We start from the raw sequence: 12838 nt of genomic DNA, 5'->3' as shown, positions 1-12838 counted from the left end.
CGGCCGGGCCCCCCACCCCGGCCGGGCGCCGCCCGTCCCCGCTCCCGCTGTCCGAAGGGCCCCGCCGGGGCCCGGGCCGGCCGTTACGGCTGTCCGGGCCGCCCGAGCAGCCCCGCCACGTGCTCCGGCGTGGCCACCGGGCAGACCTTGTGCACGAAGTCCCGCCGCAGCGCGTGGTACGGCTCGCCCGCCCGGTAGAAGTTGGCGTGCATCCGGCGCAGTTCCTCCGCCCGGTACTCGGCCAGCGGCTTGGCCTCCTCGTCGGCCGCCCGGCGGCGCTTCTTGTCCACCAGCCGCCCGGTGAGATCCGGCGCGGCGGCGATCCGGGCCGCCTCGCGCGCCACCCAGCGGCGGAACCCGGCCGCGTCCCCGCCGACCGTGCGGTCCACCAGGCCGATCCGGCGGGCGTGGTCGGCGCCGACCGGCAGCGCCTCGGCGGTGAGCCGCTCGGCCTGCTCGGCGCCGACCCGGCGGGGCAGGGTGTACGTCCAGTACTCGGAGCCGTACAGGCCCATCAGCCGGTAGTGCGGGTTGAGCACCGCCGACTCCCGGCACCACACCTCGTCGGCGGCCAGCGCCGCCATCAGCCCGCCGGCGGCCGCGTTCCCGGCCAGCGCCGCCACCGTCACCTTGTCCGTCGTGGTCAGCACCGCCTCGACGAAGTCGTCCATCGCGTTGATGTTCTCCCAGGACTCCAGCGCCGGGAAGGCCGCGCCCTGGATGACGTTGAGCTGGATCCCGTTGGAGTAGAAGTCCCGGGGCGCGCCGAGCACCAGCACCGAGGTCGGCCGGTCGGCCGCCTCCCGGTAGGCGGTGAGCAGCCGGCGGCACTGCTCGGTGCTCATCGCCCCGCCCGCGTGGGCGAATTCGAGGAAACCGACCTCGCCCTCCTCGCGGTAGCGCAGCTCCGACCAGGTGTCCCGGCCGCCCGCCCGCTCCGGGCTCACCGGCACCTCGCGGACCCGGTACAGCTCGTCGGCGAGCACCGTGGCGGCCGGCAGCTTGAAGGTGACCGGCCCGCCGGGGGTGCGGCGCGGGCGCAGCTGCGGTATCCACACCGCGCCGTCCACGGTGGCCCGGCAGATCGCGCCGTCCCGGGTGGCCAGCACGGCGCCGGGCACCGGGCCGCGCAGTTCGTCCTCGGGGTGGCCGCCGTGCAGGAAGAACTCCCGTCCGTACAGCTCGTCCAGGACGCCGGGCTGGGAGTCGGCGGCGCGCAGCCTGCGCAGCACGGTGGCGGTGCCGTCCCGCTCCCAGTCGATCCGGCGTTCCTCCTGGCGCAGGAAGGGACGCGCTTCGCCGTGCACGTCCGGCCGGGCGTAGTCCAGCGGCTCGGGGGTGAACAGCCCGCCCTCGTACCGCTGGACGGCCAGCAGGACGGCCTCGGCGGCGGCGTCGGCGAGCTCGCCCCGGTACAACTCGCTCTTGCCGCAGGCGGGGACGGGGAACTCGACGGACGCCCAGATGTCGCCGGCGTCCATCTCCGCGACGGCCTGCAGCACGGTGACGCCCCAGCGCTCCACCCCCTCGGTGATCGCCCGGTCGAGCGAGGAGGGGCCGCGGTCGCCCTTGGGGCCCGGGTGCACGATCAGGACGGTCCGGGTGGACCAGATGGCCTGCGGGACGGCCTTGGTGAGCATCGGGCAGATGATCAGCTCGGGGTCGGTGCGGGCCACCGCCGCCCTCATCCGCTCGTCGTCGAGGGCGAGTTGGACGGCGACCTGGTGGCCGCGCTCGCGCAGGGCGGTGTGGACGCGCTGGGTCAGGCTGTTGAACGCGCTGGCGATCAGGAGAATGCGCAAGGAGGGCCTCCGGCGGGAACTGGGGTCGCGCGCAGGCGATGAAACCAGGGCATGGACACGTAATGATTACGGTCCGTACCTGGGCGCTCTACCCTCACGCACCCCGCACACCTGCGCCCCGCGTTTCGCCGGATCTCCCCAAGTCCCCGCTCCGGTCGAGTACTCTTCCCCGCCCGGCCCGGCTCAGCGCGGGAACGCCCTGCGGGCCCGCCAGGTGGTGTGCTCCCGGGAGACCGCGTCCTCGGCCTCGGCGGCCAGCCGGGCCCAGCCCGCCTCGGCGTCCGGCGCCCGGAGGTCGAGGTCGGACAGCTGGTTGCCGACGTTCTCCAGCTCGCGCGCGGCCAGTTGGTAGGCGGCGGCCAGCGGGCCGAGCTGCTTGAGCTGCGTCCAGGCGATGATCGCCGCGGCCGCGGCCGAGGTGGCCCCGAACAGGTGCACCGGCAGCGCGCCGGTGGCCTGGGCGACGGCCGCCGCGGCACCGACGATGATCAGCACCGCGACGCCGAGCCCCCAGGAGACCGCCTGCGAGTCGCAGGCCTCGGCCCGGGAGCGGTACCAGGTGCGCTGGCCCTCGACCCGGGTGCGCAGGTAGAGGGTGCGCCGCGCGGTCAGGCTCTCGGCGCGCCGGCGGCGCATCTCCGGGGTGATCTCGGCGACGCTGCCGGGCGGCACGATCTCCGGGTCCTCGAAGGCCCGCAGCACGTCCTCGACCTGGAGCAGGTAGCCGCGGTCGACGTCCGCGGACTCGGCCGGGCCGTCGAACGGCCAGGCCCGGACGGTGTACTTCCAGGCCAGCGTCTTGACCGACTCGGCCGCCGCCCGGGCCTGGTACCAGCGGCCCTGCGGGTTGCTGCGGCGCAGCCGGGACCAGAAGTAGCCGGCCACCAGGAAGGCGGCGACCGAGAACAGCGGCCAGACGTCGAAGTCGCCCTTGTCGTCCGGGCCCGGGAACGACCCGATCACCGCGGCGACCACCAGCATCGCGATCAGCCCGCGGTACCAGCGCAGCGTCTCGCGCTGGCCGTCCAGCGAGGCCTTGTCCGTCGTCCAGAACAGCTCCGGCAGCAGCTGTGCCTCGACGCCCCCCGGCGGATCCTGTTGCACCATCGGTCGAGTCCCCTCCCCCTTCTCCGTCCAGGCAGTATTCCCACCGCCAACTCGCCTACACGAGTGCCTTTTTGACAACTTCTGACGGCCGGCCATTGCCCGCCCTCCCGGTAACCGGTAAAAACGGTTACATGCCGCTGCACTGGAAGCTCGTCATCGACTGCGCCGATCCGCACCGCCAGGCCGCCTTCTGGGCCGCCGCCCTGGAGTACAGGCAGGAGGACCACGGCGCGCTGATCACCCGGCTGCTCGCCGCCGGCGCGGTCGGCCCGGAGGACCTCACCGAGCTGGACGGCCGCCCGGCCTGGCGCTCCCTGGCCGCCGTCCGCCACCCCGAGGACCCGTTCGATCCGGCCTCGGACACCGGCCTCGGCCGCCGTGTCCTGTTCCAGGCCGTCCCCGAGCCCAAGCGGGGCAAGAACCGCCTGCACCTCGACGTCCACCCCGGCCCGGGCGGGCGCGAGGCCACCGTCGCCCGCCTCGGATCCCTCGGCGCCACCGTCCTGCGGCACGTCGAGGAACCCGGCGGCGCCTGGACCGTCATACAGGACCCGGAGGGCAACGAGTTCTGCGTCCACTGACCGGACGGCCGCCCGCGGGAACGCCGGAGCCCCGCCCTCCCGGAACCGGGGGGACGGGGCTCGGTCGGCGTACGGCGTCAGAGCAGGCCGAAGGCCGGCATCAGGTAGTAGAAGGCGAACACCGTCGCCACCGCGTACATCGGGACGGGCACCTCGCGGCCGCGGCCGGCGGCCAGGCGCATCACGCAGAAGACGATGAAGCCCATGCCGATGCCGTTGGTGATGCTGTAGGTGAACGGCATCATCACGATGGTCACGAAGGCCGGGATCGCGATCGTGTAGTCGGCCCAGTCGATCGCCTTGATCGAGTTGGCCAGGATCAGGAAGCCGACGGTGACCAGGGCCGGGGTGGCGGCCTGGGCCGGGACCATGGTGGCGAGCGGGGTGAGGAAGAGCGCCACCACGAAGAGCAGGCCGGTGACGATCGAGGCGAAGCCGGTCCGGGCGCCCTCGCCGACGCCGGCGGTGGACTCGACGAAGCAGGTGTTGGCGGAGGCCGAGGTGGCGCCGCCGGCCGCGGTGGCGATGCCGTCGACCATCAGGACCTTGTTGATGCCGGGCAGGTCGCCCTTCTCGTCCAGCAGGTGGGCCTCGTCGGCCACGCCGAGGATGGTGCCCATCGCGTCGAAGAAGCAGGACATCAGCACGGTGAAGACGAAGAGCAGGCCGGTCAGCACGCCGACCTTCTCGAAGCCGCCGAACAGGCTGACCTTGCCGACCAGTCCGAAGTCCGGCGCGGAGACCGGGTTGCCCGGCCAGGTCGGGACGGTGAGGCCCCACTTGGCCGCCGGGACGTCGGCCACCTTGTCGATGACCGCGGCGAGCGCGGTGGAGACCGCGATGCTGATCAGGATGGCGCCGGGCACCTTGCGGATCAGCAGGACCAGGGTGAGCAGCAGGCCGACCACGAAGATCAGCACCGGGAAGCCGAGCAGGTGCCCGTTGCCGCCGAGCTGGAGCGGGACGGTGGTGTGGGCGGCGTCCGGGACGCGGCTGACGAAGCCTGAGTCGACCAGGCCGACCAGGCTGATGAACAGACCGATACCGATCGCGATGGCCTTGCGCAGGCCGAGCGGGACGGCGTTCATGACGCGCTCGCGCAGACCGGTGGCGACCAGCAGCATGATCGCGAAACCGGCCAGCACGACCATGCCCATGGCGTCCGGCCAGGTCATCCTGGGAGCGAGCTGGAGCGCCACGATCGTGTTGACGCCGAGGCCGGCGGCCAGGCCGATCGGGACGTTGCCGATGACGCCCATCAGCAGGGTGGTGAGACCCGCGGTGAGGGCGGTGGCGGTGACCAGCTGGCCGCTGTCCAGGTGGGCCCCGGTGACGTCGGTGCCGCTGGCCAGGATGATCGGGTTCAGCACCAGGATGTACGCCATGGTGAAGAAGGTGGCGACACCACCGCGGATCTCGCGCGGCAGGGTGGAGCCTCGCTCGCTGATCCGGAAGAAGCGGTCGACGGCGCTCGTGGGGGGCTTCGGCGCGGCGTCGGCGGGTTCGGGCGACTCGGTGGTCGGCTGGACCACAGGCATGCGTGCGTCCTCTGTGGGGGAGCTGAGGAGGGGGTGGGGGACGCCCGGGGCGACGGTGGCCGGGCGCAGATCTTTAAGTATGGTTTCCCGATCGCACACGCGCTATCTTCGCGCGTAGAGCCTGCGGGGGGCCTGCGGGGCGCCTGCAGGGGGCCCGCGGGGGGCCCGGCACCCGCGCAGCCGCCCCACCGCACCGTACGCTAGACCCCATGCCCAAGACGCCGCTGCACCCCTCGCCCCCTCCGCTGGAGGCCAACGACGTCGCCATCGTCGGCGGCGGCACGGTGCTGTGGTTCATCGCCTTCCTCGCCCTGCTCCCCTTCCAGGACAGCCTCTCCGCGCACGGCCACGGCACCTGGCCCTGGATCTGCCTCTCCGGCGGCCTGCTCGGCCTGATCGGCCTCTGGTACTGCCGCGCCCGGCGGGACGCGATCGCCCGCAGCCGCGCCGCCGAGGCGGCCGGACCGGCGCCGGGGCACACGGCCGAACGGGCGACCGGGGACGACGGCCAGGATCCGGCCACCCGGTCGGACTGAATGGTCCTTTAGCAGCACGCACCGGACATAAGGCGCCCGTAGAGTCGGTGCCATGACGCAGCCTGCCCAGCCAGCGGAAGAGCGGCCGACCGACGAAGACCGCCCGGACGGAGCGCACCCCCTCGGCCTGCTGCCCGGCAGACGCGGCGGCCTGACGGCCTCCGAGGTGGCCGAGCGGGTCGCGAAGGGTCAGGTCAACGACGTCCCCGTACGGTCCAGCCGGTCCACCCGGGAGATCGTCCGGGCCAACGTCTTCACCCGCTTCAACGCGATCATCGGCGTGATGTTCGGGATCATCCTGATCGTCGGTCCGATCCAGGACGGCCTGTTCGGCCTGGTCATCGTGGCCAACACGGCGATCGGCATCATCCAGGAGCTGCGCGCCAAGAAGACCCTGGACAGCCTGGCCCTGATCGGTGAGGCCCGACCGCAGGTCCGCCGGGACGGCGCCGTCCAGCAGATCGGCGTCTCCGAGATCGTCCTCGACGACACCGTGCTGCTCGGCATCGGCGACAAGGTGATCGTGGACGGCGAGGTCACCGAGGCGGACGGCCTGGAGGTCGACGAGTCGCTGCTCACCGGCGAACCCGATCCGGTCCTCAAGCAGCCCGGCGCCCAGGTGATGTCCGGCAGCTTCGTGGTGGCCGGTGCCGGCGCGTTCACCGCCACCAAGGTCGGCCGCGAGGCCTACGCGGCCCAGCTCGCCGAGGAGGCCAGCAAGTTCACCCTGGTGAAGTCGGAGCTGCGCTCCGGCATCGACAGCATCCTGCGGATCATCACCTACCTGCTGATCCCCACCGCCCTCGGCCTGATCATCAGCCAGCTGGCCGTCGAGGGCCGCGACTGGCAGGAGGCCGTACGGCGCATGGTGGCCGGCATCGTGCCGATGGTCCCCGAGGGGCTGGTGCTGCTGACCTCGGTCGCCTTCGCGATCGGCGTGGTCCGGCTCGGCCGCAAGCAGTGCCTGGTCCAGGAGCTCCCGGCGATCGAGGGCCTGGCCCGGGTGGACACCGTCTGCCTGGACAAGACCGGCACCCTCACCGAGGGCGGCATGGACGTGATCGACCTGCGGGTGCTCTCCGACGGGGAGCCCGGCGCCGTCGCCCCGGAGACGGTCAAGCACGCCCTGGCCGTGATGGCGGGCGCCGACGCCCGCCCCAACCCGTCCATGCAGGCGGTCATCGACGCGTACGGGCGCGGCGACGACGGCGCCCGCTCCGGCCACGACGGCTGGCGGGTGATCGAGGCGATGCCCTTCTCCTCCGCCCGCAAGTGGAGCGGCGTGCAGCTGCTGGAGCCGCAGGGCGGCGAGGCCAGCTGGCTGCTCGGCGCGCCCGACGTGCTGCTGCCCGCCGGACACCCGGCGCTGGCCGAGGTGGACGAGCTGGGCGCCCGGGGCCTGCGGGTGCTGCTGCTGGGCCGCACGCCCGTCCCGCTGGACGCCCCCGACCCGGCGGCCGACCTCACCCCGCTGGCCCTGGTGGTGCTCCAGCAGCGGCTGCGCTCGGACGCCGCCGAGACCCTGCGCTACTTCGAGAGCCAGCGGGTCCGGGCCAAGGTCATCTCCGGCGACGCGGCGGTCTCGGTCGGCGCGGTGGCCGGCCACCTGGGCCTGCCCGGCGCCGACCACCCGCTGGACGCCCGCTCCCTGCCCGCCGACCCGGAGGAGCTCGCCGAGACCGCCGACCGGACCAGCGTCTTCGGCCGGGTCACCCCGCAGCAGAAGCGCCAGCTGGTCGGGGCGCTGCAGTCCCGCGGCCACACCGTGGCGATGACCGGCGACGGCGTCAACGACGTGCTCGCCCTCAAGGACGCCGACATCGGCGTGGCGATGGGCACCGGCTCCGACGCCACCAAGGCGGTCGCCCAGATCGTGCTGCTGAACGACTCCTTCGCCTCGCTGCCGTCGGTGGTGGCCGAGGGCCGCCGGGTGATCGGCAACATCGAGCGGGTCGCTTCACTCTTCCTGGTGAAGACCGTCTACTCGGTCCTGCTGGCGCTCCTGGTGATCTTCACCCATTCGCCGTACCCGTTCCTGCCCCGGCACTCCACCGTGCTGTCCTCGCTGACCATCGGCATCCCGGCCTTCTTCCTCGCGCTCGCCCCCAACGACGAACGGGCCCGCACCGGCTTCGTGAAGCGCGTGCTGCGGCTGGCGATCCCCGGCGGGGTCATCGCCGGCACCGGCACCTTCGTCGCCTACTCGCTCGCCCGCGCCGACCACGCGACCGACCTCAAGGCCGACACCAGCGTGGCCACCCTGACGCTCTTCCTGATCGCCCTCTGGGTCCTCGCCATCGTCGCCCGCCCGTACAACTGGTGGCGCCTGCTGCTGATCGCCAGCATGGGCGGCGCCTTCGCGCTGGTGCTGCTGGTGCCCCCGCTGAAGTCCTTCTTCGACCTCTCCCTGGTCGGGTTCCGCGACCCGCTGATCGGCGTCGCCATCGCGGTGGTCTGCGGCATCGCCCTGGAGATCACCTGGCACGTCATGAAGCGCCGCGGCACGGAGTGACCCGCCCCGCGGGCCCGCCGGTCCGGGCGGGCCCGCAGGGAGCGCTCAGCCCTCGAAGTCGCGGGCGGCCGAGAGCTCGTAGGCGCGGTCCGGCTCGCTGAGGGCGGCCAGCACCTCGAAGCGGCGGTGCCACTGCCCGACCGACCAGGCCAGCCCGGCGGCCAGGCCCTCCGGAGTGGCCGCGTGCAGCAGACCGGGCACCGGCGGGACCTCGAACTCGTCGTCCTCGTCGCCGGCCTCGGCCAGCTCCGGGTCGTACGGCGGCTCCGGGGCGTCCGCCCCGGTGTCCCAGCGCCAGTCCACCGCCGCCTCTCCGCCGTCCGGCCCGACGACCAGCAGCTCCTCGTGCTCCTCGTAGGCGACCGGGCAGCCGGGCAGCAGTTCCCGCACCACCGCCGGGACCCGGTGCAGCACGCCCTCGGAGAGCACCCGGCCGCCCGCCACCTCGCTGGCCAGCGACACGTGCAGCCGCTCGGCGAGGTCGGCGGCCAGCGCCGGGGCGACCGGCAGCAGCGGGTACGGGTGCAGCAGCTGGACCAGGTCGGGGGCGTCGGCGACGACCGCCTCGGTGGCGTCCACCACCACCGTGTGGTCCGGCCGGCGCCCGGTGTCCGGGTCCAGCGGCGGCAGCGCCCGCACCACGTCCAGCGGCGCGATCCGCCCACGGTCCACCCGGGCCAGCGCGGTGTGGATGCCGTGCAGCTGACGGTGGCCGACCTCGGCCTCCGGGTCGGTCATCCGGTCCAGCACCTCGTCCGGCCCGTGCGGCTCGGCGAGCAGCGCGGCCAGCGTGGTGCGCACCCCGAGCGCGTGCAGGAACTGGTCGTCCAGGGTGGTGCGGGCCTCGTCGTACAGGCCGCGCAGCAGCGGGTCGGCCCCGGCGGCGCGCAGACCGGCCGGCTCCCGGCCCGCCAGCACCGGGTGGTCGCGCAGCCACCACGCGGTGTACGGCGGCAGGTCGGCGTACGAGCCGTCCGGCAGCAGGGTGCGCACCGGGGCGACCACGGCGTCCCGGTACGGCGGGCGGGCCAGCGCCGCGAGCGCCTCCGGCCAGGCGTCGTCGTCCACCAGGTCGAGGTCGCGCACGGCCAGCAGCTCGGCGGCCACCGGCGGGACGCCGACCGCCTCGTCGGCCTGCAGCGCCTCCAGCGCGTCCTCGGCCCACTCGGCGAGCCCGTCCGGCGCCTCGTCCAGCAGGCCGGTGGGATGGCCGCCGGCCGCGCGGTCGGCCGGGACGGTGGGGTCGAGCCGCTCCAGGTCGTCCGGGTCGAGCACCACGTCCTCGGCGCGCACCAGCACGAAGTCGGCCAGCACGCCGACGGCGGTCAGCACCTCCGGCCCCCAGCGCTCCAGCAGCTCGTCGTCCACCCAGCCGGCGTCCTCCTCGCGGGCGAGCGCGGCGAACGGGCTCCCGGGCAGCACGAGTTCGCCGGCCCGGGCGGGCTCGCCCTCGTCGTCGAGCAGCGCGAGCCGGGCCAGCCAGGGGTGGGCGCCAGGCTCCGGGGCGGCGGCCTTCACCAGGGCCAGGACGGCGTCGGCGAGTTCGAGCGCCGCGTCCAGGTCGTCCTCGGCCAGGTCGTAGGAGCGGGCGACGGCGGCCCGCACCTCGGGGGTGTCCAGCACCCCGGCCGGGGTGGCGGTGCCGGCGCCGAGCTTGGCCAGCAGCGGGTGGGCCGCCTCGGGGTGGGCCAGGCGCAGGTCGAGCGCGGCGAGCGCGCCCGCCAGCGACTCGGGGTAGCCGGGGAAGGCCGCCCAGTCGGCGTCCTCGGAGGGCAGCAGGACGCGCCGCGGCCCGGTGACCGTCCGCCCGTCGGCGAGCGGGACGGGCAGCGCACCAAGCGCCTCCGGGTCGGCCGCGCCCAGCGCCGCGTACAGGTTGCGCCACCAGGCGGGCTCGCGGTCCAGCCCGCCGAGCTGGTCCACCACCTCGGCCAGCGGCACCCGGCGCACGTTCAGCACCCGCAGCTCGGTGCGCCGCTCCAGGCCGGCCGGAAGCAGCCCCGGGAAGATCGGCGAGAGCGCCTCGACCACCGAGCCGTCCGCGCCCTCCAGCAGCGTCGCGTCCCGCGGCCGCAGCGCGGGCGTGCCCTCCTCGACCGGCGCCGGGTGCGGCAGGAACGGCGTCCCGGGCAGCCGGGAGAGCACCTCGGCGCGCAGCGCGTTGTCCAGCGCGCCCTGGCCGAGCGGGGCCGGGACGAGGCCGAGCGAGCCGAGGTCGGCGCCGCGGGCGCGCAGCAGCTCCGCGTAGCTGTCGGCGGCACGCTCGGTGAGGAAGTCGGCCAGCGGGCCGGGGGCGACGTGCCGGCGGGTGGAGTCCAGCGGGTACGAGGCGATCAGCAGCGCGGGCAGACCGACCGGCTCGTCGCTGGGGGTGGGCGCGTGCAGCACGGAAGCGATCCTGGGCCGCTGCGGGACGCCGTCCGGGCCGATCGGGACGGCCCAGGTCACCGTCCAGTACGGGCGGGCGCGCTCCTCGGTGGGCCGGTCGCCCAGCAGCTCGGCCGAGAGCGTGCCGGAGGCCCCGACGGTCTGCCAGACCGTCTGCCGCAGCCGGCCGCCCGCGTCGTCGGTGACGGTGACCTCGGTGACCCCGTCCGGGCGGGTCTCCGCGGCGTCCCGGGTGAGCGTCCGGGTGCCGTCCGGGGTCTCCACCACGACCTCGCGCAGGCCGGGCAGCGTGAGCAGCAGCGCGTCGTCGATCCCGGCCAGCAGACGGCGGGTCAGGTCCTCGGCGGCGGCGTCCCGCAGCGGCAGCACCACCACCGTGTCGTAGCCCGCCGGGGCCGGGCCCTCGGCCGCGAACGGCAGCCGCAGCAGCGGCACGTGGCCGTCCCGGCGGCGCAGTTCGTCGGCCAGCTCGGGCTGGGCCGCGGCCAGCGCCCGCGCCTCGCCGAGCGACCAGCGCACCCCGCCGGTCGCGCTCAGCACGGCGGGCTCGTCGGTGACCGCGAGGACGGCGGCGAAGCCGACCCCGAACCGGCCGACGGCGGGCGTCTCACCGCGCTTGGAGGAGGCGCGCAGGGTGGACAGCGACTCGACGGCGGCCTCGTCCAGCGGGGCGCCGGTGTTGGCGGCGGCGAGCACGCCGTCGGCGAGGGTCAGCCGCAGCCGGCCGGGGCCGTGCCCGGCCCGGACCGCCGCGTCGGCCGCGTTCTGCGCCAACTCGACCACCAGGCGGTCCCGGTAGCCGCCGAGCGCCAGCTCCTCCTCCGCGTTGGCGTCCTCCCGGAACCGGGCCGGCGAGGCGGCCCAGGCGGCCAGCACCCGTCGGCGCAGCGCGGCGCTGCCGAAGGGGTCCGCGAGGTGCTCGTCCGTGCCGCTGCCGATGATCCGAGGTTCCACTGGACCTGCCGCCTTCCGCTGCCCTGTTCGTCGTAGGGCATTCTTCCCTGCCCCACTGACTGCTCCCGACCACGGGCCCGCCGCCGGCGGGCCGGGGACGGCGCCGACGTCGGACCTGACGGCCTTTCCGCCGCCCGCCCGGCACCCGCCGTCCGCCGTCCGGAAAGCACCGCGGCCCGCACCGGTCGTTGACCGGGCGGGCCGCTGGAGCCTGGGCGCGCGCCCGGCTCAGGAGTGGCCGAGCTCCTCGGCCGGGGCGTCGGGTTCGACCGAGCCGGAGGCACGGTCGGGGTGCAGCGGGAGCGGCTCGACCACCAGCTCGTCCAGGATCAGCTCGGACGGCGCCGGCGGGGCCGGGATGACGGCCGCCTCGGAGTGCCCGCCGCAGCCGTACGCGAAGGAGACGATCTGGCCGTCGGCCGGGCCGAACTCGTTGCCGCACACGCCGAAGGCCTGTCCGAGCGAGCCGCCGATCGGGACCAGGAAGCCGCAGCTCGCGCACGAGGCCGGGGCGGCCTGCGCCATCGGGGTCTGCGAGCCGTGGGACTTCTCCCAGCGCTCGGCGGCCAGGTGCAGGCCGAGCCGGGACAGCACCCGGCTGCGGCCGAGGCCCAGCTCCTCGGCGACGGCGTCGATCCGGGCGCGGGCCGGGGCGGGCTGGACGTGCGGGTCGGTGACGACCAGGTCCTCGTCCTGCGCCAGGGCGACCGCGGAGTTCGGCGCGGGCTCGTCCTCGCCGGTCCAGCCGGGCTCCAGCCGCAGGTCGTCGGCGCCGGTGGGCAGCAGGTCGCCCGGGCCCATGTCGCCCGGGCGCAGCCGGTCGCTCCACGGCACCCACTGGGGCGCGAGCACCGCGTCGGGGCCGGGCAGCAGCACGACCTCGTCCAGCGTCACGTTCTTGGCACGCGGCGCACGGGCGACGGTGACCGCCCAGTGCCAGCCGCGGTAGGCCGCGTCGAGGCACTCGAAGGTGTGGGTGACGACGCGGTCGGCGTCCGCCTGGACACCCAGGTGCAGCCCGACGGCCTCCGCACCGACGGCCTCCTCGGCGGCCTGACGGGCGAGTTCGACGGCCTCGGCACAGAGCCGGTCGGGGGTACGGCTTCGCATCGCAGCACTCACGGCGTCGATTCTCTCCCAGTTCTTCTGTCGCCCACGGCGTGTTGCCTGTTCCGTCGCGGCTCGGTGTCCCTCGTCCATTCTGCGTGACCGGGAGCCCCCTCGGGTACCGGCCGCGCCGCTCGACCGGCCTGCCGGCGCCCCGGCGGGTCGGCGGGTCGACCTTGGGCAGGCTACCCGTCGGTCGGCGCCCCAGCACAGTCCGGGGCGGACCCGACCCTTCCGGGACCGCGCCGAACCGGGCCCGCTCCCGCGTCGGCCCGGCGATTCTGGGGCAGGATGGGCTTGTGGCGGACCACGA

Annotated in this window: 8 protein-coding genes; 3 read left to right on the top strand and 5 right to left on the bottom strand. The window is 74.9% G+C overall.

The features are described from left to right. Positions 1-83: 83 nt before the first annotated feature. Positions 84-1802: a hydrogenase maturation protein gene (locus ACWGJO_RS31420; protein ID WP_452188917.1), complete on the bottom strand. Its 1719-nt coding sequence runs from the start codon at positions 1800-1802 to the stop codon at positions 84-86. Positions 1803-1985: 183 nt separating this feature from the next. After that, positions 1986-2909, bottom strand: a complete 924-nt coding sequence (locus tag ACWGJO_RS31415) for a DUF4231 domain-containing protein (RefSeq protein ID WP_452188916.1) — start codon at positions 2907-2909, stop codon at positions 1986-1988. 131 nt (positions 2910-3040) lie between these two features. Here ACWGJO_RS31415 and ACWGJO_RS31410 point away from each other — a divergent pair, with 131 nt between their 5' ends. Next, positions 3041-3490 (top strand): VOC family protein, encoded by a 450-nt coding sequence (locus ACWGJO_RS31410; protein ID WP_452188914.1) that lies wholly within the window; start codon positions 3041-3043, stop codon positions 3488-3490. Between the two features lie 77 nt (positions 3491-3567). Here the strand turns inward: ACWGJO_RS31410 and ACWGJO_RS31405 are convergent, their stop codons facing one another. Further along, positions 3568-5028, bottom strand: a complete 1461-nt coding sequence (locus tag ACWGJO_RS31405) for an NCS2 family permease (protein ID WP_452188912.1) — start codon at positions 5026-5028, stop codon at positions 3568-3570. A gap of 209 nt (positions 5029-5237) precedes the next feature. Here ACWGJO_RS31405 and ACWGJO_RS31400 point away from each other — a divergent pair, with 209 nt between their 5' ends. Further along, on the top strand, positions 5238-5564 hold the full coding sequence (locus ACWGJO_RS31400) for a DUF2530 domain-containing protein (protein WP_452188910.1): 327 nt from the start codon (positions 5238-5240) through the stop codon (positions 5562-5564). Positions 5565-5616: 52 nt separating this feature from the next. Continuing rightward, entirely contained in the window at positions 5617-8076 is a 2460-nt protein-coding gene (locus tag ACWGJO_RS31395; RefSeq protein ID WP_452188908.1) for a cation-translocating P-type ATPase, read from the top strand. A 45-nt stretch (positions 8077-8121) separates the two neighbouring features. On the opposite strand, the gene ACWGJO_RS31390 is transcribed toward ACWGJO_RS31395, so the two are convergent. Both ACWGJO_RS31390 and ACWGJO_RS31385 read right to left on the bottom strand, forming a co-directional pair. Continuing rightward, positions 8122-11418, bottom strand: coding sequence for a sacsin N-terminal ATP-binding-like domain-containing protein (locus ACWGJO_RS31390; RefSeq protein ID WP_452188906.1), 3297 nt, complete (start codon positions 11416-11418; stop codon positions 8122-8124). Positions 11419-11646: 228 nt separating this feature from the next. After that, positions 11647-12528 (bottom strand): DUF3027 domain-containing protein, encoded by an 882-nt coding sequence (locus tag ACWGJO_RS31385; protein ID WP_359905871.1) that lies wholly within the window; start codon positions 12526-12528, stop codon positions 11647-11649. Positions 12529-12838: the final 310 nt, after the last annotated feature.

The organism is Kitasatospora sp. NPDC054795 (genome assembly GCF_053611565.1).
This window is presented reverse-complemented; position numbering and strand designations above follow the sequence as displayed.

Coding starts and splice junctions, on each gene's coding strand:
- ACWGJO_RS31410 (WP_452188914.1), top strand. CDS start 3,041: ATGCCGCTGCACTGGAAGCTCGTCATCGACTGCGCCGATCCGCACCGC.
- ACWGJO_RS31405 (WP_452188912.1), bottom strand. CDS start 5,028: ATGCCTGTGGTCCAGCCGACCACCGAGTCGCCCGAACCCGCCGACGCC.
- ACWGJO_RS31400 (WP_452188910.1), top strand. CDS start 5,238: ATGCCCAAGACGCCGCTGCACCCCTCGCCCCCTCCGCTGGAGGCCAAC.
- ACWGJO_RS31395 (WP_452188908.1), top strand. CDS start 5,617: ATGACGCAGCCTGCCCAGCCAGCGGAAGAGCGGCCGACCGACGAAGAC.
- ACWGJO_RS31415 (WP_452188916.1), bottom strand. CDS start 2,909: ATGGTGCAACAGGATCCGCCGGGGGGCGTCGAGGCACAGCTGCTGCCG.
- ACWGJO_RS31385 (WP_359905871.1), bottom strand. CDS start 12,528: ATGCGAAGCCGTACCCCCGACCGGCTCTGTGCCGAGGCCGTCGAACTC.